The sequence below is a fragment of the Pseudomonas tritici genome, assembly GCF_014268275.3.
In the GTDB taxonomy this organism is placed as follows: domain Bacteria; phylum Pseudomonadota; class Gammaproteobacteria; order Pseudomonadales; family Pseudomonadaceae; genus Aquipseudomonas; species Aquipseudomonas tritici.
Window position 1 is genome coordinate 5674779 of record NZ_CP077084.1, and the last position, 20767, is coordinate 5695545.

Consider the following 20767-nt stretch of genomic DNA (forward strand, 5'->3'; position numbering starts at 1 on the left):
AGCAACAAAATGATCAAACGCAATTTGCTGGTTATGGGCCTTGCCGTGCTGCTGAGCGCTTGCGGCTTCCAGCTGCGCGGTACCGGCACCCACGAAATGGCGATCAAGGAACTGGACGTCAGTGCCCGCGACGCCTACAGCGAAACAGTGACCCAGCTGCGTCAGGTCCTGGAAAACAGTGGCGTTCACGTCTACACCGGCGCGACCTACAAGCTGTTCCTGGCCAATGAAAAACAAACCCAGCGCAACCTCAGCTATGCCAGCGCCGGGCGTGCCTCCGATATCGAACTGAGCACCGTGCTCAACTTTGAAGTCCAGGGCCGCGACCACCTGCCATTGATGGGTGACGACATCCAGATCCAGAAAATCGTCAGCCACGACGGCAACAACCTGGTGGGTTCGGACTCCGAAATCAACCAGGTGCGCAAGGAGATGCGTCGCGAGTTGGTCCAGCGCATGGTGCTGCGCCTGTCGATGATCACCCCGGAACAACTTGAGACCTTGCAGCAACAAGCTGACAACAAGGCCAAGGCCGACGCCGACGCGCTGAAAGCCGCCAAAGAGTACGAAGACAACACGCCGAAACAATCGCCTGTTGAAGTACCTGTCGAGTAAGCCAGACGGGGCGCCCCAGGCGCCCCGTTTACCCTGCCTATGAAACTCGCCCCCGCTCAACTCGCCAAACACCTGCAAGGTGGCCTTGCGCCTGTCTACATCGTCAGCGGTGATGACCCGCTGCTGTGCCAGGAAGCCGCCGACGCCATCCGCACCGCTGCACGCCAGCAAGGTTTCGATGAACGCCAGGTCTTCAGCGCCGACGCCAGTTTCGACTGGGGCACGTTGCTGCAAGCCGGCGCGAGCATGTCGCTGTTTGCCGAAAAGCGCCTGCTGGAACTGCGCCTGCCTTCGGGCAAGCCAGGGGATAAGGGTGCCGCCGCCTTCATTGAGTACTGTTCACGACCTGCCGAAGACACGGTCTTGCTGATCAGCCTGCCCAAGCTTGACGGCAGCGCGCAGAAAACCAAGTGGGGCAAGGCTCTGGTTGAAGGGGCTCAGACCCAGTTCATCCAGATCTGGCCAGTGGACAGCAACCAGTTGCCGCAATGGATTCGCCAACGCCTGTCCCAATCGGGGCTGTCGGCGACCCAGGATGCGGTGGAGCTGATCGCCGCCCGGGTCGAAGGCAACTTGCTTGCCGCCGCCCAAGAGATCGAAAAGCTCAAGCTGATGGCCGAAGACGGGCAAATCACCGTTGAGACCGTCCAGGGCGCGGTGGCCGACAGTGCGCGCTTTGATGTGTTCGGGCTGGTGGATGCCATCCTCAATGGCGAACCCGCCCATGCCCTGCGCATGCTTGAAGGCTTGCGCGGCGAAGGTGTGGAGCCGCCGGTGATTCTCTGGGCCCTGGCCCGGGAACTGCGGGTGCTGGCCAACATTGCCCTGCAATACAGCCAGGGCACGCCGCTGGACAAAGCGTTCAGCCAAGCCCGGCCACCGGTCTGGGACAAGCGCAAACCCTTGATGAGCAAGGCCCTGCAACGACACTCGGCACAACGCTGGGCGCAGCTTTTGCTGGAAGCGCAGCGCATTGATGCGCAGATCAAGGGCCAGGCGGCCGGCTCGCCGTGGATGAGCTTGAGCCGGTTGTCGTTGTTGATGGCCGGCCAGCGCCTGACACTGCCTGCTGAGTAACCATTTTTAAGAACAACGCAAAACCAATGTGGGAGCGGCGGTTCGACGGTTCGACTTGCTCGCGAATGCGGTGTATCAGTCACCTGATTTATTGACTGGTACACCGCATTCGCGAGCAAGCCCGCTCCCACAGTTTGACTGTGCACACCTTCAGATTTCGAGGTTTCCTACACATCGCCGGGCTTTACAGCAGCACAACTTCGGCAGATGATCTGCACCGCTTCATCCCACCTATCAAGAGTACAAACCATGAGCAAAAAGCCATCCAAGCATGGCCCCAACAAGGCCAAATCCATCATCGCCCAGCCACTGTTCCGCAGCCGTCAGGAACGCGCCGGCAAGGGCAAAGGCAGCTACCGCCGCGAAGCCTTCCAGTCTAATAGCTGGGAGGCTTCTTACTTTCTGGCTGCCTGAAGGCAAGCGCCCCTCTGGCATGATAAGGTCTGCACCTGATTTGTAATCTCTGGACCTGTGCATGCCCTCTAGTCTTCCCCGTCGTTGGCACCTTCGCCAACTGATCGCTGCCTCCAGCCTCATTCTGCTAGTCGCCTGCGCGGAGAAACCGACCGCCGCCGACGCTCAACCACTGCCAAAGTTACAGACCGCCCCCGTGGTAGCGCCCGCTGTCGTGGCCCCGCTGGCTGTGGACAATCTTGATATCCAACCGACCCAGACCTTTGCCGAATGGCAGGCTGGCTTTCGCGTGCAAGCCCTGCAGGCCGGCATCACCGAAGCCGTGTTTGACAACGCATTCGCCAACGTCACCCCTGATATGGCGGTAATCCGCGCCGACCGCAGCCAGCCGGAATTTTCCCGCCCCGTGTGGGAATACCTCGACGGCGCCCTTTCGCCGGTACGCGTGCGTAATGGCCAGGCATTGTTGATCAAGTACGCCGATATCCTGCAAAGCATCGAGCAACGTTATGGCGTCGACCGTCAGGCGTTGGTGTCGGTGTGGGGCATGGAAAGCAATTTCGGCCAGTTCCAGGGCAATAACTCGGTGATTCGCTCCCTGGCGACGCTGGCCTATGAAGGCCGTCGCCCAGCATTCGCCCAGGCGCAACTGCTGGCGGCGCTGCAGATCATCCAGCATGGCGACATCCAGGCCGACCAGATGAAAGGCTCCTGGGCCGGCGCCATGGGCCAGACCCAATTTATCCCGACCACCTACAACACCCACGCCGTCGACTTCGATGGCGACGGTCGCCGCGACATCTGGAACAGCCCATCGGACGCCCTCGCCTCCACCGCACACTACCTGCAAAGCTCCGGCTGGCAGAAAGGCCAGCCGTGGGGCTTTGAGGTGAAACAACTGCCGGCGAACTTCGATTACGCCCTGGCCGATGGTGGCATTCGCAAGACGGTCGCCGAATGGCTGAAACTCGGTATCCAACTGCCACCGGGCGCCAGCATGCCGCCCAACGTCGACCAACTGTCCGCCGCCCTGCTGCTGCCGGCGGGCTACCGTGGCCCGGCGTTCCTGGTGCTGGATAACTTCCGCGCAATCCTCAAGTACAACAACTCGTCGTCCTACGCGCTGGCGGTTGGCCTGTTGTCGGAAAGATTCGGTGGCGGTGGTGTGATTCGTGGTGACTGGCCGAAGGATGAGCTGCCGTTGAGCCGCTCCCAGCGTATCGATTTGCAGACAGCGCTGAGTGCCAACGGTTATGACGCGGGGAACCCGGACGGGATCATCGGCGCCAATACGCGCAAGGCGATTCGTGCGGCGCAGCAAGCGCTGGGCTGGCCGGCGGATGGGTATCCGACGGTGAAGCTGCTGGAATCGTTGCAGAACCGGTAGATCTGCTTATGGCTACTACCGCTTTCGCGAGCAAGCCCGCTCCCACATTTAACCGCGTACACCCTTTGGAATACGGTCGAATGTGGGAGCTGGCTTGCCTGCGAAGACGGCTTCACAGGCAACAACTATCTAACGACTACATCCTGCTCCAACACCACCCTCTTCTCCCCCGCATCCAGCCTGACCAACGCGCCCATCGGCAACGTCAGGTTCGGATCACAATGCCCACTGCGCCAGCCGGACAATACCGGAATGCACAGCGGTTCAAAGGTCTGCTTGAGCAGCCGCTCCAACGCATCCTTGTCCACACCCGCCACATCCCCCACCAGCACACCCGCAACCTGGGCCAGCTTGCCCGCCAGGCGCAGGTGCGTGAGCAGACGGTCGATGCGGTAGATCGGCTCGTTGACGTCTTCGATAAACAAGATGATGCCCTCGGCATCCATCTCGTAGGGCGTGCCCATGACAGCCGCGATCATCGACAGGTTGCCGCCGAGCAAACGCCCACAGGCGATGCCCGGTTCAATCGTCGTCAGCGGGTAAGCCACCGGGTGCATCAACTCGCTACCAGTACTCAGTTGGCCGCGCAGCAGGCTGAACAGCGAGGATTCGGTGGGCTGTTGCTTATCGCCCAGCAGATCGGCATTGAGCATCGGCCCGTGGAAGGTCACGAAGCCGGCGTAGCGGCTGATCGCCAGGTGCAGAGCGGTGATGTCGCTATAACCTACGAACGGCTTGGGATTGGCGCGTAGCAGGTCGAAATCCAGGCTATCAAGCAGACGCGGCGTGCCGTAGCCGCCGCGCAGGCAGAAGATGGCGTCGATTTCAGGGTCGGCGAAGGCTTTATGGAGATCGTTGAGGCGGACTGTATCGCTGCCGGCCAGGTAGCCGTCGCGCTCATAGACGCCAGGGAGGATTCGCAGGTCGTAGCCGCGGGCGCGCATCCATTGGCCGGCCTTTTCGACGTCCAGCGTGGCGGGGCCGGCGGGGGCGATCAGGGCGATGGTGCCCTCTGGGCGCAAGGCAGGTACGGCAATGCTCATCCACAATTCTCCTTGGCTGACGCGAAACGAAATGTGGGAGCGGGCTTGCTCGCGAAAGCGCAGTGTCAGTCAATAAATCAGGTGACTGAAACACCGCCTTCGCGAGCAAGCCCGCTCCCACATTGGATCAGCGGTGTTGCCCAAATCTGTATTACGAAACCAGGCTAGCCTTGACCAGCTTGGCTTGCTCGTCCGCATGGTATGACGAACGCACCAACGGCCCCGACGCAACGTTCTTGAAGCCCATCTTGTAACCTTCCTCGGCGAACCAGGCGAAGGTGTCCGGGTGCACGAAACGCTGCACCGGCAAGTGGCTGCGGGACGGTTGCAGGTACTGGCCTAGGGTCAGCATGTCGATGTCATGTTCGCGCATGCGCTGCATGACTTCGATCACTTCTTCGTCGGTCTCGCCCAGGCCCAGCATCAGGCCGGATTTGGTCGGGATGTGCGGCATCATTTGCTTGAATTTCTGCAGCAGGGTCAGCGACCACTGGTAGTCCGAACCCGGGCGCGCGGCCTTGTACAGGCGCGGCACGGTTTCCAGGTTGTGGTTGAACACATCCGGCGGCTCGGCGGCGGTGATTTCCAGCGCCACGTCCATACGCCCACGGTAGTCCGGGACGAGGGTTTCGAGCATGACGTTTGGCGACAACTTGCGGATTTCGCGGATGCAGTCGGCAAAGTGCTGGGCACCGCCGTCACGCAGGTCGTCGCGGTCAACCGAGGTGATCACCACGTACTTGAGCTTAAGGTCGGCAATGGCAATGGCCAGGCTTTCCGGCTCGTTGACGTCCAGTGGCTTCGGACGGCCGTGGCCCACGTCGCAGAACGGGCAACGACGGGTGCAGATGTCACCCATGATCATGAAGGTGGCGGTGCCGCCAGAGAAGCACTCGCCCAGGTTCGGGCAGGAGGCTTCTTCGCACACGCTGTGCAGCTTGTGTTTGCGCAGCAGGGCCTTGATACGGTCGACTTCCGGCGAAACCGGGATGCGCACGCGGATCCAGTCAGGCTTCTTCGGCAGTTCGGTGGTCGGAATGATCTTCACCGGGATGCGTGCAACCTTCTCGGCGCCGCGCAGCTTGACGCCGGCTTCCACCTTGGCACGCGGGGCCGGGGCCGCACGGTCGGTAACGTCCACCGTCGGGATCATGGTTTGCACTGCATCAGTAGTCATAATCAGTCGATTCCGCCCGTAAGGGTCGTCTGCTCAGCATAGTCGAGGTGTTTGACGAGCTGCTCACGCAGCCGGGCACTTACCTCGGCAAATTTAATCGGTGTGGCGTGGTCGCTCAATTGGGTCATCGCCAGCCCGGCGTAACCGCACGGGTTGATCCGTCGAAACGGCGCCAGGTCCATGTCCACATTCAGGGCCAGGCCATGAAAGGAGCAACCGTGGCGAATTCGCAAACCGAGGGACGCGATTTTCGCGCCATCCACATACACACCGGGTGCATCGGGCTTGGCCGCAGCGGTCACGCCGTAACTGGCCAACAGCTCGATTAGGCAAGCCTCCATGCGGCTCACCAGGTCGCGTACGCCAAAGCCAAGCTTGCGTACGTCCAGCAGCAGATAAGCCACCAGCTGACCGGGACCATGGTAAGTCACTTGGCCACCTCGGTCGACCTGCACCACCGGAATATCCCCCGGCAGCAGCAAGTGCTCGGCCTTGCCGGCCTGGCCCTGGGTGAACACCGGCGGGTGCTCCACCAGCCAGATTTCATCCGGGGCCGAGCTGCCGCGCTCATTGGTGAAGCGCTGCATGGCGTGCCAGACGGGCTCGTAGTCCATCCGGCCGAGCTCGCGAAAGCCCAGGACCTGTGACATCACAACACCATGTGCACGAAGCCGGTGGCCCGCAGTTCACTGTTGATGTCGTAGAGCTGGTCTTGACCCGTCGCAACGATGTGCAACTGGATCGTGGTGTATTTGCCTGTGGAGCTGGATCGCTCGTCCACACGCTCATCATTGATCGTGGCGTGCTTGCGCACGATCTCAAGGATCAAGTCTTTGCGGCCTACGCCGGTGTCGCTGATGATCTTGATGGGATAGTCCACCACCGGGAATTCGATCTTTGGCGCCTTTACTTCGGTATCGGTCATGGCGTAACGGCCTCGTAAGCGTAAGCCTTGGCGACAACAAAGCCCCGCGTCGGATCAACGCGGGGCTTTGCAGATGCACACTATCAGTTGAACAAGCCGTAGAAGAATAGACGGATGCTATCCCACACGCGGCGGAAGATACCACCTTCGTCGACGGCGTCCAGGGCGATCAGGTCGGCGCTGTGCACCACCTTGTCGTCCAGCTTCACTTCGACTTTACCGATCACATCGCCCTTGGCGATTGGCGCAACCAATTGCGGGTTCATGGTCATGCTGGCAGCGAGCTTTTTCAGCTGGCCTTTAGGCATGGTCAGGGTCAGGTCTTCAGCCAGGCCGGCCTTGACTTGGGAGGTAGCGCCCTTCCAAACCGGCGCGGTCGCCAGCTCAGCACCCTTCTGGTAGAAGGTCTGGGTTTCGAAGAAGCGGAAACCGTAGGTCAGCAGTTTTTGCGTCTCGGCCGCACGGGCCTGCTCGCTGTTGGTGCCGAAGACCACGGCGATCAGGCGTTGGCCGTCACGTACAGCAGACGACACCATGCAGTAGCCGGCTTCGTCAGTGTGGCCGGTTTTCAGACCGTCAACGGTCTTGTCGCGCCACAGCAGCAGGTTGCGGTTAGGTTGCTTGATGTTGTTCCAGTAGAACTCTTTCTGGGAGTAGATCGCGTAGTGCACCGGGTCGACACGAATGATCGCGCGCGCCAGGATCGCCATGTCGTGGGCCGACGAGTAGTGCTCTGGGTTCGGCAGGCCGGTCGGGTTCATGAAGTGGCTGTTGGTCATGCCCAGATCAGTCACCGTCTTGTTCATCATGTCGGCGAACGCGTCTTCGCTGCCGGCGATGTGCTCGGCCAGGGCGACGCTGGCGTCGTTACCGGACTGGATGATGATGCCGTGCAGCAGGTCGCTCACAGTCACCTGCGAACCGACCTTGATGAACATCCGCGAGCCGCCGGTACGCCAGGCGTTTTCGCTGACGGTCACCGGATCGTTCTCGCCGATCTGGCCGCGACGGATTTCCAGGGTCGCGATGTAGGCGGTCATCAGTTTGGTCAGGCTGGCCGGTGGCAGGCGCTGGTCACCGTTGCTCTCGACCAGCACGTTGCCACTGGCGGCATCCATGAGAACCCAGGACTTGGCGGCCAGTTGCGGGGAAGCCGGCACCATTTCAACGGCCCAGGCGGCCGGGGTGATGATCAGCGAAAGAAGCAGGCACGTGCGTTTGGCTAAGGTGGTGATGTTCATCCGTCTCTCGAAATTGCTTATGGAAACTTGCCCTCGCGGGCAAAACTTATTCAGACAGCCCGTTGCCAGACTGTCGCGTATTCGGTTGCCCGCTCACCCCTTGCCCCTGGGTTTTTATTGTCAAACGAGCCAACAACCACAGCCCTGACCCGCGCACGAGCCAGAACCATCAATTCTCTATTATTCGGCGGTAACCACACTGGGTTGCCCCAGGTTGGCCATGCGCACGCTGTTCTGAACTTGCGCGACTTCGCTCGGCGAGCCTATCGGCCCCATCCGTACGCGATGCAGGGTCTGCTGGTTACGCACGATGGAGCTGATGAACACCGGCGCGTTGACCATGCCGCTCAGCTTGGACCTTAACAGTTCTGCCGCATCCGGGTTGGCGAAAGCGCCGACCTGCAGGTATTGCCCGCCCGCTGCGGCAGCGCCTGGCGCAGCCCTGGGTACGACGACGGTGTCCGGAGCATGCTGCTGCGGCGGCGGCGTCCACTGCTCGATCTTGCCCGTTGAGGCAGTCACTTGCGGTTGCTGGGTTTGCGGTTCATTGAGCATCAACGGCGCTGGCTTGCCACGCTGGGCCCAATACTGCGCAGGGTCGATACCTTCGACTTTCACACGCGCGGTACCGGTTTCGGCGTAACCGAGTTTCTTCGCGGCGGCGTAGGACAAGTCGATGATGCGGTCCGAATAGAACGGCCCGCGGTCGTTGACCCGCAGGATCACCGTGCGGTTGTTGTCCAGGTTGGTCACGCGTACATAGCTGGGCAGCGGCAGGGTCTTGTGGGCCGCGCTCATGCCGTACAGGTCATACACTTCGCCGTTGGCGGTGTTCTGGCCATGGAATTTGGTGCCATACCAGGACGCTGTACCCGATTGGACGTACGTCTTGGATTCCTGCAGCGGGAAGTAATTCTTGCCCAGCACAGTATACGGGTTGGCCTTGTAAGGCCCGGTGTGCAGGGTCGGCGTGGCGTCCGGGATCTTCGACACGTCGACGTCCCACCACGGCGCGCCGTCTTTGTGCGCGCGGTTGATGTCCAGGCCCGGCTGGGCACGGACGACTGCGCCGCCGGACTTTTGCGCCGGCGCGCGGCTGTTGGTGGTGGAACAACTGACGACCAGCAGGGACAACGCGGCGAACGCCACCAGCTTGAGCGGTTGATTGAACGGCGATGCCCGCATTACTTGTTGCCCCGTGCTTGGACCAGCATGTCTGACAGCTGATGCACGGCCATGGCGTACATCACACTGCGGTTATAACGCGTGATTGCGTAGAAATTCTTCAGGCCCATCCAGTATTCCGGGCCGTTTTCGCCTTCAAGGCGGAACGCTGTGACCGGCATATCATCAGGCAGCGCATTCTGACTCGACCAGCCCAGCGCCCGCAACTCCCCGACCGTCTTGGCCGGCTCAATGCCTTGGGTCAGGCCTTCGTCGGCGTGGTCCCCCGTGACATCGGCGCGGATCACCACCGGTTCGCCGCCGACCCAGCCATGACGCTTGAAGTAGCTGGCCACACTGCCGATGGCATCGTCCGGATTGCTCCAGATATTGATATGCCCATCGCCGTCAAAGTCCACGGCATAGGCGCGGAAGCTGCTCGGCATGAACTGCGGCAAGCCCATCGCTCCCGCGTAGGAACCCTTGAGGCTCAGCGGGTCGACCTGCTCTTCGCGGGCCAGCAGCAGGAATTCGCGCAGCTCCTTGCGGAAGAAGTCGGCGCGCGGCGGGTAATCGAAGCCCAGGGTCGACAAGGCGTCGATCACCCGGTAACTGCCAGTATTGCGCCCGTAAAAGGTTTCGATGCCAATGATCGCGACAATGACCTGGGCCGGCACACCGTATTCCTGCTCGGCGCGGGCCAGCACTGCCTCATGCTGACGCCAGAAGTCCACACCCCGCGCCACGCGGGCGTCGGTGAGGAACATCGGGCGATATTCCTTCCACTGCTTCACGCGTTCGGCAGGGCGAGAAATGGCGTCGAGGATCGCCTGTTTTTTCTGGGCCTCGCGGAACACGCCCATCAGTTGCTCACCGGCGAAACCATAGTCGCGGGTCATTTCACCGACAAACTCGGCGACCTGGGGTGAACCATCGTAGTCACCGGCCTGCGCCTCTTGCGTTGCGCCCAGCAGCCCAATCAGGCCCATCCAGGACGCATGCCGAGTCGCCCAGCCGCGCATTACTTGCATTGACATCTTCACCTTATTCAAACCTGTGCGATCCATTTGCGATGCGTATGAATCGACATCAAAACCCCAAACGCTGACATCAATGTCACCAGCGAAGTTCCGCCGTAGCTAATGAACGGCAACGGCACCCCAACCACCGGCAACAGGCCACTGACCATACCGATGTTGACGAAAACGTAAACAAAAAAAGTCATGGTCAGGGCGCCGGCCAGCAATTTGCCGAACAACGTCTGCGCCTGCGCGGTGATCACCAGGCCGCGACCAATCAACAGCAAATAGATCAGCAGCAGCGCGCAAATGCCCACCAGGCCGAACTCTTCGCCCATTACCGCAATGATGAAGTCGGTATGGCTCTCGGGCAAAAAGTCCAAGTGCGATTGGGTGCCCAGCAACCACCCCTTACCAAATACGCCGCCGGAACCGATGGCGGCCTTCGACTGGATGATGTTCCAACCGGTGCCGAGCGGGTCGCTTTCAGGGTCGAGGAAGGTCAGGATTCGCTGCTTCTGGTAGTCATGCATAAAGAAGAACCACATAGCCACGGCCACGGGCACGGCGGCAGCCAGCACGCTGAGGATCCAGCGCCAGCGCAAACCGCCCATGAACAGCACGAAGGCACCGCCCGCCAGGATCAGCAGCGAGGTGCCGAGGTCGGGCTGGCGCACGATCAGCACAAACGGCACGCCAATCAGGATCAGGCTGATCCCCACGTGTTTGAGCTGCGGCGGCAGGGTGCGCTTGGACAAGTACCAGGCGATGGTCGCGGGCATCAGAATCTTCATGAATTCCGACGGCTGGAAGCGAATCACCCCCGGAATGTTGATCCAGCGCGTCGCGCCCATGGCGTTGTGGCCCATCACGTCCACTACCACCAGCAACAGCACCCCGGCGACGTAGCCCAGCGGCACCCAACGCGCCATGAACCGTGGCTCAAGCTGGGCAATCACGACCATCGACAACAGGCCCAGGCCGAACGACGACGCTTGCTTGATCAGCAGGTCCCAGTTCTTGCCGCTGGCCGAGTACAGGACGAACAGGCTGCCCGCTGCCAATGTCAGCAACAGGATCAGCAACGGACCATCAATGTGCATGCGTTGCAGCAACGTCGCACGGCGACGCATCACGTCTTCGCTGGAGAGGATGCGGTCAAAATTACTCTTCACGGGCCGTAACCTCGGTGCTTGAAGGGGGGCCGCCATATTCGGGCTTGAGCCTGCCGTCGTCGGCCAACAGCCAGGCGTCCATGATCTGGCGCACCACCGGGGCCGCGACGCCGGAGCCGGATTCGCCGTTTTCGACCATCACCGCCACCACGATTTTCGGATCGTCCGCCGGCGCGAAGCCGACAAACAAGGCGTGGTCACGGTGGCGCTCCTGAACCTTGGAGCGGTCATATTTCTCGCCTTGCTTGATCGCCACCACCTGCGCGGTACCGCTCTTGCCGGCAATGCGGTATTGCGCGCCAATGGCCGCTTTGCGCGCAGTACCGCGGGCGCCGTGCATCACTTGCTGCATGCCGTGATTGACCTTGGTCCAGTCCGACGGGTCACGCAGCACAATGTCGGGGATCGGGTTGTCATCCACCGGCTTTTCGCCTTCGATGGTCCGGGCCAGGTGCGGACGGTTCCAGATGCCTTTGTTGGCCACCAGCGCCGTGGCCTGCGCCAGCTGCAGCGGCGTGGCCTGCATGTAGCCCTGGCCGATGCCGAGGATCAACGTCTCGCCCGGGAACCACGCCTGGCGGCGGGTTGCGCGCTTCCACTCGCGCGACGGCATCAAGCCCGGGGACTCTTCGAACATGTCCAGGGAGACTTTCTGACCGAGGCCGAACTTGCCCATATAGGTGGATAGGCGATCAATCCCCAGCTTGTGGGCTAGGTCGTAAAAATAGGTGTCGTTGGAGCGCATGATCGCGGTGTCCAAGTCGACATAGCCGTCACCGGTGCGGTTCCAGTTACGGTATTTGTGATCGTAGTTGGGCAGCATGTAGTAGCCAGGGTCATAGACTCGGCTGGAGGCCGTGACCACGCCCGCGTCCAGACCCGCAATCGCCACCGCCGGCTTGATTGTCGAACCCGGCGGGTACAGGCCGCGCAATACGCGGTTGAACAGCGGCCGGTCAATGGAATCGCGCAACTCGGCGTAAGCCTTGAAGCTGATGCCCGTCACAAACAAGTTGGGGTCGAAGCTTGGCTGGCTGACCATCGCCAGCACTTCACCGGTTTTCGGGTCCAGCGCGACTACCGCGCCACGGCGACCGCCCAGGGCCATCTCGGCGGCTTCCTGCAACTTGATGTCCAGGCTCAGGACGATGTCCTTGCCCGGCACCGGGTCGGTGCGCTTGAGTACCCGCAGCACACGGCCGCGAGCGTTGGTCTCGACTTCTTCGTAACCCACCTGGCCGTGCAGTTCTGGCTCGTAGAAACGCTCGATGCCTGTCTTGCCGATATGGTGGGTGCCGCTGTAATTGACCGGGTCGAGGCTTTTCAGCTCTTTCTCGTTGATTCGCCCCATGTAGCCGACAGAGTGCGCAAAATGCGGCCCCTGCGGGTAGTGCCGCACCAACTGCGCCACCACTTCCACACCCGGCAGACGGAACTGGTTCACCGCGATCCGGGCGATCTGCTCTTCGGTCAGCTCAAACAGGATCGGCACCGGCTCGAATGGCCGGCGCCCCTGCTTCATGCGCTTTTCGAAGATCACGCGGTCTTCCGGGGTCAACTGCAGCACCTCGACGATCACATCGAGGATCTGCTGCCAATCACCGGAACGTTCGCGGGTCATGCTCAGGCTGAAGCTGGGCCGGTTATCCGCGACCACCACGCCATTGCGGTCGAAAATCAGCCCACGGGTCGGCGGAATCGGCTGCACATGCACCCGGTTGTTTTCCGACAGCGTGGAGTGATAGTCGTACTGGATCACCTGCAGGAAATACAGGCGCGCAATCAGCACCCCGATCAGCCCCACCACCATAAAAGCGCCGAACACGACCCGAGCGCGTACGAGACGTGCGTCTTTCTCGTGGTCCTTGATGCGGATCGGCTGGGTCATCGAAAGAGGCGCAGATTATTTGTGATAAGGGTGCCCGGACAGAACTGTCCAGGCGCGATACAGCTGTTCACCGATCAGGATTCTTACCAACGGGTGCGGCAGCGTCAGCGCTGACAACGACCAACGCTGGTCCGCCCGCGCACAGACTTCCGGCGCCAGCCCTTCGGGGCCGCCCACCATGAAGTTGACCGTACGCGAATCCAGGCGCCAGCGATCCAGTTCCACCGCCAATTGCTCGGTGCTCCAGGGTTTGCCGTGCACTTCGAGGGTGACGATGCGCTCGTTGGGGCCGACCTTGGCCAACATGGCTTCGCCTTCCTGACGGATAAAGCGCGCCACGTCGGCATTCTTGCCCCGGGTATTCAGCGGTATTTCCACCAGTTCAAGCGACAGCTCAGCGGGCAGACGCTTGGCATACTCGTGCCAGCCTTCTTCCACCCACTTGGGCATGCGTGAACCGACAGCGATCAGACGCAGGCGCACAGCCGTTCCTTATTCCTGGTCTTTGTTCAGCTTGTCGAAGTGCGCGTGGCCCACTTCCGGGCTGTGGTGCTTGCCATCGGCGGCACGGCTCTGCTCGGCGCCTTTCCACAGACGTTCCAGGTCGTAGAACTGGCGAGCGTTGGAGGTCATCATGTGTACGATCACGTCGTCCATGTCCAACAGCACCCAGTCGCTGTCGCCCTTGCCTTCTTCACCCAGCGGCTTGACGCCTTGTGCTTTGACGGCTTCGCGAACCTTGTCCAGCATCGCGCCGATCTGGCGGTTGGAGGTACCGGTGGCGATGATCATGTAGTCGGTGATGCTCTGCTTGTCGCGCACGTCCAGCACTTGGATGTCCTGGGCCTTGACGTCTTCCAGGGCCGCCACGGCGACTTTTACCAGCTCTTCGCCAGCCAGCTCAGGGCCAACGTGGGCTTCTACTGGCAGCGGGGCGCTTTTGAAGGTGCCTTTGCGCTTAACTTTGCTTACGTCTTTGTTCGTCATATAAAACTCGTTTTGCTCGTATATACGGGCGCTCGCTGTACGACTGTGCGTACGTTCAAGCGCGCCTTTTCAGTTCGACGCACGGTAAAGCCCGTGCGCATCGATGTAGGCCAGGACCGCGTCAGGCACCAGGAAACGTACCGACTTACCGCTGGCCAGCAGTTGACGGATCTGGGTGGCGGACACCGCAAGCGGGGTCTGCCAGACGAATGCAATATTCCCGTTCGGCCCGGTCAGGGCCAAGGGGTCACTTACCGACCGCGCGGCCAGCAGGTTGCGCAAGGCATCCGGCGGTTCGCTGTCGGCATCCGGGCGTTGCAAAACCAGGATGTGGCAATGCTGGAGGAGTTCCTCCCAGCGATGCCAAGAGGGCAGGCCGCAAAAAGCGTCCCAGCCCAAAAGCAGAAACAACTGGTCATCCGCGGCCAACTCGGCGCGCATCAGCTCCAGGGTGTCAACAGTGTAGGACGGTTTATCGCGCTTGAGCTCATGGTCGTCCACCACCAACGGCGAGATACCTTCCACGGCCAGGCGCACCATTTCCAGGCGCTGCTGCGGCGACACCTGCGGCGTATCGCGATGCGGAGGCCGGGCGTTGGGCATCACCCGCAGCTCGTCCAGCGCGAGCGCATCCGCGACTTCCAGGGCGCTGCGCAAATGGCCGATGTGCACGGGGTCGAAGGTACCGCCGAGCAGCCCGATGCGTTTAGCCATCAAGTGCGCACATGACCGTCGCCGAACACCACGTACTTCTCGCTGGTCAGGCCTTCCAGCCCAACCGGGCCACGGGCATGCAGCTTATCAGTGGAAATACCGATCTCCGCCCCCAGGCCATACTCGAAGCCGTCTGCAAAACGCGTCGAGGCGTTGATCATTACCGAGGCGGAATCCACTTCGTTGAGGAAACGCCGGGCATCGCTGAAATGCTCGGAAACAATGGCGTCGGTGTGCTTGGAGCCGTAGGTGTTGATGTGCTCGATGGCCTCATCCAGGTCATCAACGATCTTGATCGACAGGATCGGCGCCGTGTATTCGGTGTACCAATCCAGCTCGGTCGCTTCGATCACGTCCGCGCCCAACAGCGCACGGGTACGCACACAACCACGCAGTTCCACGCCCTTGTCGCGGTAGATGGCAGCCAGCGGCGGCAGCACGCGCTCGGCAATGCCGACGTGCACCAGCAGGGTTTCCATGGTGTTGCACGGGGCGTAGCGGTGAGTCTTGGCGTTGTCGGCGATGCGGATCGCCTTGTCGATGTCGGCGGCGATGTCGATGTACACGTGGCACACGCCGTCCAGGTGCTTGATGACTGGCACCTTGGCATCGCGGCTGACGCGCTCGATCAGGCTTTTGCCACCACGTGGCACGATCACGTCGACAAATTCCGGCATGGTGATCAGCGCGCCCACGGCGGCACGGTCGGTGGTTTCCACCACTTGCACCACTTCGGCAGGCAACTCGGCCACGGCCAAGCCCTGCTGAATGCACGCTGCAATGGCACGGTTGGAATTGATCGCCTCGGAACCGCCACGCAGGATGGTGGCGTTGCCGGACTTGAGGCACAGGCTCGCGGCGTCGATGGTCACGTTCGGACGCGACTCATAAATGATGCCGATCACGCCCAGCGGCACGCGCATCTTGCCGACCTGGATGCCGGACGGCAGGTAACGCATGTCGCGGATTTCGCCGATGGGGTCAGGCAGCTTGGCCACCTGACGCAAACCTTCGATCATGTCGTCGATACGTGCCGGGGTCAGCGCCAGGCGGTCCAGCAGGGCTGGCTCCAGGCCATTGGCGCGGCCGTTGGCCAGGTCCAGTTCGTTGGCAGTGGCGAGCTCGGAGCGCGAAGCATCCAGAGCGTCGGCGGCAGCCAACAGGGCACGGTTCTTCTGCGCAGTGCTCGCACGGGCGATCAACCGCGAGGCCTGACGGGCAGCGCGACCCAGGCGGGTCATGTAGTCAAGAACGGACTCAGTCATGGTCAGGGAGTCTTGGCAGGGAGGAAAGCGGCAGATTATAGCTGTGACGCCGCCCGACTGACAGCGGTGAGGGGCGGATGGTCGAAATGAACTGTAAAAATCTGGGGTTCAGCGGTAATTAAGGTGGGAGTTGTTATGATTCCGTCACATTTAGCCGTATTTACCCTGACTGCCATGCCCAGCTCATCACCCCTACTCCCCGCCAGCCCCCTGCCCGACAGCTTCTTCGACCGCGATGCGCAAATTCTTGCGCAAGCATTGCTCGGAAAAGTCATCCGCCATCGTGTCGGCGAAACCTGGCTTTCGGCACGAATTATTGAAACCGAAGCCTATTACGTGGCCGAAAAAGGCAGTCACGCTTCATTGGGCTACACAGAAAAGCGTAAGGCATTGTTTCTGGATGGTGGTCATATCTACATGTACTACGCCCGTGGTGGCGATTCCCTGAACTTCAGCGCTCATGGACCGGGCAATGCCGTGTTGATCAAATCGGCGTATCCGTGGGTCGACGCGTTGTCCGGCCCTGAAAGCCTGGCGCAGATGCTGTTGAACAACCCGAATGCCGACGGCAGCCCGCGCGCCGCTCAAAAGCTGTGCGCTGGCCAGACCTTACTGTGTAAAGCCTTGGGGCTGAAAGTGCCGATGTGGGATGCCAAGCGCTTCGATCAGGAGTTGCTCTACGTCGAGGATGTGGGCCAGGCGCCGACTCAGATCATCCAAACCACCCGCCTGGGCATTCCCAGCGGCCGTGATGAACACTTGATGTACCGCTTTGTGGATGCCGGCTATGCGCCTTATTGCACACGGAACCCGCTGCGCCGGGGCCAGGTCGAAGGTCGCGATTATTTTTTGATTGATTGAACACAAAAACCGGCAGCACAGCAGATCCCATGTGGGAGCTGGCTTGCCTGCGATAGCGGCGGATCAGGCAACTGAAATGTTTGCCTAAACACCGTCATCGCAGGCAAGCCAGCTCCCACAGTTTGATCTCTAGTGTTTGGGGTTATGGATTACATAGATGGAGTGGATTGTATGGGCCAATGGCTCGATAGCATTACCGGCTGGTTGACCCTCAACCCCGAATGGCTGGCGGTGGCGGTGTTTATCGTCGCCTGCGTGGAGTGTCTGGCCATCGCCGGGCTGATCGTGCCTGGCACGGTATTGTTGTTTGCTATTGCCGCACTCGCCGGCAGCGGCGCGCTGTCCCTGAGTGAAACCTTGCTGCTGGGTTTCCTGGGCGGTCTGCTCGGTGACGGGGTTTCCTACTTTCTGGGTCGACATTTCCACCAGAACATCCGGCGCTTGCCCGGCTTGCGTCACCACCCTGAATGGATGAACGGCGCTGAAACCTACTTCCACAAGTACGGCATTGCCAGCCTGCTGGTCGGACGCTTCATCGGCCCATTGCGCCCTATGCTGCCGATGGTGGCGGGCATGTGCGACATGCCATTTCCGCGCTTTGCGGTGGTGAGCATCGTGGCGGCAGCGGGCTGGTCGGTGGCCTATCTGCTGCCGGGATGGGCGACCGGCGCCGCCTTCCGCTTGCCTCTGCCCGAGGGGTTCTGGCCCGAGGCCGCAGTGGTCGCAGGATGCCTGGCCGTACTGATCGGGCTGAGCTTGAACAGCAGCTTGCGCGGCCATCGTCGCGCTACCTTGTGGATTGGTTGCGCCAGCCTGGTGCTGTTGATCGCGCTGTTTATCGGCTACCACTCTCTGGACAACTTCGACCATGGCCTGACCGCCCTGGTGCAGGAGCATCGCAGCCCTTGGCTGGATGAAGTGATGGTGCGCATCACCCAACTGGGTGAATTCAAGAAGATGTTTTTCGCCAGCGCCGTGTTCACCGGCCTGCTGCTATTGGCACGCCAATGGCGCCATGCGGTGTTTGTCGGCGTAACGCTGGCCGGAGCGGCGGTGATCAACACCGGGACCAAGCTGTTTTTCGCTCGCGGACGGCCAGAAATCCTGACAGACCCTTTGACCAGCTTCAGCATGCCCAGCGGCCATGCGTCCGGCGCGTTCGCGTTTTTCCTGGCCCTGGCGATCCTGGCCGGTCGCGGGCAACCCACACGGCTGCGCCTGACCTGGATGCTGCTCGGCTGTATTCCGGCTGCATTTATTGCGCTGTCGCGGGTCTACCTCGGCGCCCATTGGCCCACGGACATCCTGGCCGGCACACTGCTGGCGATGACGGTGTGTGCGTTCAGCCTGGCCATCAGCGAGTACCGAAGCCCGCTGCCCGCCATGTCACAAAAAACCTGGTGGCTGCTGTTGCCGGCGCTGATTGCGGTGCTGAGTTTCATCGCACTCACCGGCACGCCGCATGCTCTGCTGCGCTACGCCTATTAAGTGAACAGCTCACCCTGCAACTCATCGAGCAGCATCTGGATCGCATCCAGGCGCTGCTGCGGGTCGTCGAGTTGCAGCAGGTCGATCTTGTCGGCGTCGGTGAAGGGCAGCAGATACGCCAACTGATTGCCCAAGGCTTGCTGCCCCTCGGCGTGCGCATCCATGTCCAGCGAAGCAACCAAGGGGTGCTCGGCCAACGCCTGCAGCAGCGCCAGCAGGTCGGCGTCCTCTTCTTCCAGCGGTTGGTCTGGCAGTTCTTCGAGCCATTGCACGTCGGCCACCAGCAATTGGTCCCTCTGCACGCCCGCATCCCGTACGCGGAACCTGCGGCCGCCTTCGACTCGAATCCCCAGCAGGCCGTTGTCCTGCTGCTTGAAGTCGCGAATCAGCGCTTCACAGCCGATCAGCGCGTAGCCGTCCGGCGCCATGCCCACTTCCCTGCCGTCGAGGACGCACACCACGCCGAAGCTTTCGCCCTTTTTCATGCAGCGGCTGATCATGTCCAAGTAGCGCGCCTCGAACAGTTGCAGGTCGAGGGTGCAGCCAGGGAACAGCACGGTATTGAGCGGGAACAGCGCCAGACTCATAAAAGGTTTCCTTAAACCCGATTTAAACGATCACCGACACAGCCAGCGGCAGGAACACCGCCGTGGCTACGCCCATCAGACTCATGGCCAGCGCCGCAAAGGCGCCGCACTCTTCGCTTTCCTGCAGGGCCACCGAAGTGCCGACGGCGTGGGCAGTCATGCCCAGGGCCATGCCACGCGCTTCGGGGCTGTACACGCCCAAGCGTGAAAGCAGTGACGGGCCGACCATCGCCCCCACCACCCCGGTGATCAGCACAAACACCGCCGCCAACGCCGCCACGCCGCCGATCTGCTCGGCCACCAGCATGGCAATCGGCGAGGTCACCGACTTGGGCGCCATGGTCATCAACATCATGTGCTCGGCGCCAAACCACCAGCCCAGCAGCACACACAGGCCGGTGGCCAACACCCCGCCTACCACCAGCGTAGTAAAAATCGGCCAGAACAATTGGCGAATCCGTCGCAGGTTCAAATACAGCGGCACGGCCAGCGCCACCGTCGCCGGGCCGAGCAGGATGCCCATGATCTCGGTGCTCTTGCGGTATTCGGCGTAGCTCAGGCCACAGGAGAGCAACACGCCGATCACCAACAGCATGGAGACCAGCACCGGTTGCAGGAAGACCCAACGGGTTTTCTCGAACCCTGCCAACACCAGTTGATAGGCACCGAGGGTAATGCCAATGCCGAACAAGGGGTGATGAATCACCGCCGTCCACGCGCCCTGCCAGTCGAAGGTCATTGGTCCTTCTCCTTGCGCTTGACCATCTGCTGCATCAGCACGCCGACAAACGCCATGGCGGTCACCAGCGACAATACCAGCGCGCCGACAATCGCCCAGAAATCAGCGGCAATGTCCTTGGCATACACCATTACCCCCACCGCCGGCGGCACCAGCAGTAACGGCAGGTAACGCAACAGGCTGCTGGCCGCCAGGCTCAGGGGCTCGCCGACTTCGCCGCGCCACACCAGGTAACCCAGCATCAGCAACAGGCCGATGATCGGCCCCGGCAGTACCGGCAGCAGCAAATGATTGAGTGCCGTGCCGATCAATTGAAACAGCACCAGCCATGTCAGACCGCGTAACAGCATCCGTTTTCTCCCCCCTCAAAACGTATCGGCATTATAAGCATGCCCGCCGTATGCTCAGGCATTCGCCAAAAGCATGGTGGGTTGACCCGACCTGTTGCCCATGATGATCTACATTGAAGTTCGCCTACTGATAAAAACCGATGAACCAAGGAGAGACGCAATGCCCTATGTACCCGTAGCGCAGCTCAACGATTATGTCGGCAAGGAACTGGGACGTTCCGAATGGCTCACCATCGACCAGGCGCGCATCAACCTGTTCGCAGAGGCCACTGGCGATCATCAGTTCATCCACGTCGACCCGGTCAAGGCCGCGCAAACACCGTTCGGCAGCACCATCGCCCACGGTTTCCTGTCGTTGTCGCTGATGCCCAAGCTGATGGAAGACATCCTGATCATGCCTGAAGGCCTGAAGATGGCAGTCAACTATGGCCTGGACAGCGTGCGCTTTATCCAGCCGGTGAAGGTTAATTCCAAGGTGCGCCTGAACGTGACCCTGACCGACGTCACCGAGAAAAAGCCTGGCCAATGGCTGTTCAAGGCCACGGCCACCCTGGAAATCGAAGGCCAGGAAAAACCCGCCTACATTGCCGAGTCGCTGTCACTCTGCTTCGTGTAAGCCTTGCCTGTGGTGGGGGGTAAAACCTCACCACA

Annotated in this window: 23 protein-coding genes; 7 read left to right on the forward strand and 16 right to left on the reverse strand. The window is 61.2% G+C overall.

The features are described 5' to 3' along the window. Window positions 1–9: 9 nt before the first annotated feature. The 4 genes from HU722_RS25975 (at window position 10) to HU722_RS25990 (ending at window position 3493) form a co-directional block, all read left to right on the forward strand. Window positions 10–615 (forward strand): LPS-assembly lipoprotein LptE, encoded by a 606-nt coding sequence (locus HU722_RS25975; protein ID WP_065891170.1) that lies wholly within the window; start codon window positions 10–12, stop codon window positions 613–615. 39 nt (window positions 616–654) lie between these two features. Then, window positions 655–1692 (forward strand): DNA polymerase III subunit delta, encoded by a 1038-nt coding sequence (gene holA / locus HU722_RS25980; protein ID WP_049711379.1) that lies wholly within the window; start codon window positions 655–657, stop codon window positions 1690–1692. A gap of 249 nt (window positions 1693–1941) precedes the next feature. Next, window positions 1942–2106 (forward strand): alternative ribosome rescue factor ArfA, encoded by a 165-nt coding sequence (arfA, locus tag HU722_RS25985; RefSeq protein WP_003176285.1) that lies wholly within the window; start codon window positions 1942–1944, stop codon window positions 2104–2106. Window positions 2107–2167: 61 nt separating this feature from the next. Continuing rightward, a complete protein-coding gene (locus HU722_RS25990; protein ID WP_065873676.1) occupies window positions 2168–3493 on the forward strand; it encodes a lytic murein transglycosylase in 1326 nt (441 codons plus the stop codon). A 125-nt stretch (window positions 3494–3618) separates the two neighbouring features. Here the strand turns inward: HU722_RS25990 and HU722_RS25995 are convergent, their stop codons facing one another. The 13 genes from HU722_RS25995 to HU722_RS26055 all read right to left on the reverse strand — a co-directional run bounded on the left by HU722_RS25995 (window position 3619) and on the right by HU722_RS26055 (window position 16091). Next, window positions 3619–4536 carry a S66 peptidase family protein gene (locus HU722_RS25995; RefSeq protein ID WP_065873677.1) on the reverse strand — a complete coding sequence of 306 codons (918 nt, stop codon included), beginning with the start codon at window positions 4534–4536 and terminating at the stop codon, window positions 3619–3621. 151 nt (window positions 4537–4687) lie between these two features. Next, window positions 4688–5689 carry a lipoyl synthase gene (gene lipA, locus HU722_RS26000; protein ID WP_162490596.1) on the reverse strand — a complete coding sequence of 334 codons (1002 nt, stop codon included), beginning with the start codon at window positions 5687–5689 and terminating at the stop codon, window positions 4688–4690. 26 nt (window positions 5690–5715) lie between these two features. Further along, the gene (lipB, locus tag HU722_RS26005) at window positions 5716–6363 is read right to left on the reverse strand and encodes a lipoyl(octanoyl) transferase LipB (protein WP_065891171.1); all 648 of its coding nucleotides are present in this window, start codon (window positions 6361–6363) and stop codon (window positions 5716–5718) included. Then, window positions 6363–6638, reverse strand: a complete 276-nt coding sequence (locus HU722_RS26010) for a DUF493 domain-containing protein (protein ID WP_065891172.1) — start codon at window positions 6636–6638, stop codon at window positions 6363–6365. The genes lipB and HU722_RS26010 overlap by 1 nt, the downstream gene beginning before the upstream one ends. Window positions 6639–6721: 83 nt before the next feature. Then, entirely contained in the window at window positions 6722–7879 is a 1158-nt protein-coding gene (locus tag HU722_RS26015) for a D-alanyl-D-alanine carboxypeptidase family protein (protein WP_065873680.1), read from the reverse strand. 180 nt (window positions 7880–8059) lie between these two features. Then, window positions 8060–9064, reverse strand: coding sequence for a septal ring lytic transglycosylase RlpA family protein (locus tag HU722_RS26020; RefSeq protein ID WP_065873681.1), 1005 nt, complete (start codon window positions 9062–9064; stop codon window positions 8060–8062). Then, the gene (gene mltB, locus HU722_RS26025) at window positions 9064–10074 is read right to left on the reverse strand and encodes a lytic murein transglycosylase B (RefSeq protein WP_186753111.1); all 1011 of its coding nucleotides are present in this window, start codon (window positions 10072–10074) and stop codon (window positions 9064–9066) included. Before mltB ends, HU722_RS26020 begins: the two co-directional genes overlap by 1 nt. A 17-nt stretch (window positions 10075–10091) precedes the next feature. Then, the gene (rodA, locus tag HU722_RS26030; protein WP_049713470.1) at window positions 10092–11195 is read right to left on the reverse strand and encodes a rod shape-determining protein RodA; all 1104 of its coding nucleotides are present in this window, start codon (window positions 11193–11195) and stop codon (window positions 10092–10094) included. A 31-nt stretch (window positions 11196–11226) separates the two neighbouring features. Next, the gene (gene mrdA, locus HU722_RS26035; RefSeq protein ID WP_065873683.1) at window positions 11227–13125 is read right to left on the reverse strand and encodes a penicillin-binding protein 2; all 1899 of its coding nucleotides are present in this window, start codon (window positions 13123–13125) and stop codon (window positions 11227–11229) included. Between the two features lie 15 nt (window positions 13126–13140). Then, window positions 13141–13608: a 23S rRNA (pseudouridine(1915)-N(3))-methyltransferase RlmH gene (rlmH, locus tag HU722_RS26040; RefSeq protein WP_003176297.1), complete on the reverse strand. Its 468-nt coding sequence runs from the start codon at window positions 13606–13608 to the stop codon at window positions 13141–13143. Window positions 13609–13617: 9 nt separating this feature from the next. Next, entirely contained in the window at window positions 13618–14112 is a 495-nt protein-coding gene (gene rsfS, locus HU722_RS26045) for a ribosome silencing factor (protein WP_003237041.1), read from the reverse strand. Between the two features lie 69 nt (window positions 14113–14181). Further along, window positions 14182–14826 (reverse strand): nicotinate-nucleotide adenylyltransferase, encoded by a 645-nt coding sequence (gene nadD / locus HU722_RS26050; protein WP_049711370.1) that lies wholly within the window; start codon window positions 14824–14826, stop codon window positions 14182–14184. Continuing rightward, a complete protein-coding gene (locus HU722_RS26055) occupies window positions 14826–16091 on the reverse strand; it encodes a glutamate-5-semialdehyde dehydrogenase (RefSeq protein WP_065880415.1) in 1266 nt (421 codons plus the stop codon). The genes nadD and HU722_RS26055 overlap by 1 nt, the downstream gene beginning before the upstream one ends. A 174-nt stretch (window positions 16092–16265) precedes the next feature. Between HU722_RS26055 and HU722_RS26060 the strand changes: the two genes are divergently transcribed. Next, window positions 16266–16952, forward strand: coding sequence for a DNA-3-methyladenine glycosylase (locus HU722_RS26060; protein WP_065873735.1), 687 nt, complete (start codon window positions 16266–16268; stop codon window positions 16950–16952). A 171-nt stretch (window positions 16953–17123) separates the two neighbouring features. Next, window positions 17124–18440 (forward strand): bifunctional DedA family/phosphatase PAP2 family protein, encoded by a 1317-nt coding sequence (locus HU722_RS26065; protein ID WP_065873685.1) that lies wholly within the window; start codon window positions 17124–17126, stop codon window positions 18438–18440. On the opposite strand, the gene HU722_RS26070 is transcribed toward HU722_RS26065, so the two are convergent. Genes HU722_RS26070 through HU722_RS26080 form a run of 3 tightly spaced genes read right to left on the reverse strand, consistent with a single transcriptional unit; the run spans window position 18437 to window position 20116 of the window. Then, on the reverse strand, window positions 18437–19027 hold the full coding sequence (locus tag HU722_RS26070; RefSeq protein WP_065891174.1) for an LON peptidase substrate-binding domain-containing protein: 591 nt from the start codon (window positions 19025–19027) through the stop codon (window positions 18437–18439). The genes HU722_RS26065 and HU722_RS26070 overlap by 4 nt on opposite strands. Before the next feature lie 22 nt (window positions 19028–19049). Beyond that, window positions 19050–19766 (reverse strand): LrgB family protein, encoded by a 717-nt coding sequence (locus tag HU722_RS26075; protein WP_065873687.1) that lies wholly within the window; start codon window positions 19764–19766, stop codon window positions 19050–19052. After that, entirely contained in the window at window positions 19763–20116 is a 354-nt protein-coding gene (locus HU722_RS26080; RefSeq protein ID WP_065873688.1) for a CidA/LrgA family protein, read from the reverse strand. Before HU722_RS26080 ends, HU722_RS26075 begins: the two co-directional genes overlap by 4 nt. Before the next feature lie 160 nt (window positions 20117–20276). Between HU722_RS26080 and HU722_RS26085 the strand changes: the two genes are divergently transcribed. Then, a complete protein-coding gene (locus HU722_RS26085; RefSeq protein ID WP_049711364.1) occupies window positions 20277–20732 on the forward strand; it encodes a MaoC family dehydratase in 456 nt (151 codons plus the stop codon). Window positions 20733–20767: the final 35 nt, after the last annotated feature.